At 47.6% G+C, this 675-nt stretch carries 1 protein-coding gene; it reads left to right on the top strand.

The genetic code is table 11. From position 1 onward, the window contains the following. Nucleotides 1–582, top strand: a 582-nt coding sequence (locus tag R7E78_RS27075) for a Zn-ribbon-containing protein (protein WP_318058740.1), incomplete at its 5' end; no start/stop codon positions are given. Nucleotides 583–675: the final 93 nt, after the last annotated feature.

A 675-nucleotide genomic window follows, 5' to 3' on the forward strand; every position in this document is an offset into this window, starting at 1 on the left:
TATCATTCAGATTTCGTTAAAGTGTGCATGAATCGTTTGTCGGATGCGTCTTTGCTTGCGCCGAAAATGCGTATGCTTGGTCGTGATTTAAATTCAGAACAAGCGGCCGAAGACGAAGCGCCAAGTTGGCAAGTGCTCTACACGACGTATGTGCACACATGCTCGCCACTGCGCAGTGGTGAAACCTTGTTGCCAATTCCACTGTATCGTAATGATCCGACACTCAATGGCGATCATAAAGCGGTCATCAAATGGCAGACGGAATGGCAAGCGTGCGATGAAATCCAAATGGCGGGTGGGTGCCGCGCAGAGCATGCGGCGCTGCACGAGATTTGCGACGTAGACAGTGTGTTGTTCCGCCGCGGTTGGGATTTGCGTGGTCGTATCGAATACATCACCAAGATTCCAACTTACTATTATCAGTATCGTGTGGGCGGTCAGTCGTTGGAGAGCGAGAAAGCACGTAAGTGTCCGAAGTGTGGTGGAGAGTGGCTGCTTGATGAGCCATTGCATGACATCTTCTATTTTAAGTGCGACGAGTGCCGAATTGTTTCGAATATCTCTTGGGATCATATTAAATAGGTTCTTACTTGGCCTAACTGATAGATTGAGAAAGACTAAAAAGGGCTGATGTTTTCACATCAGCCCTTTTGTTTTCGAATAGTTCGGTTTTAG

This window comes from Vibrio sp. YT-19(2023) (assembly GCF_033337395.1).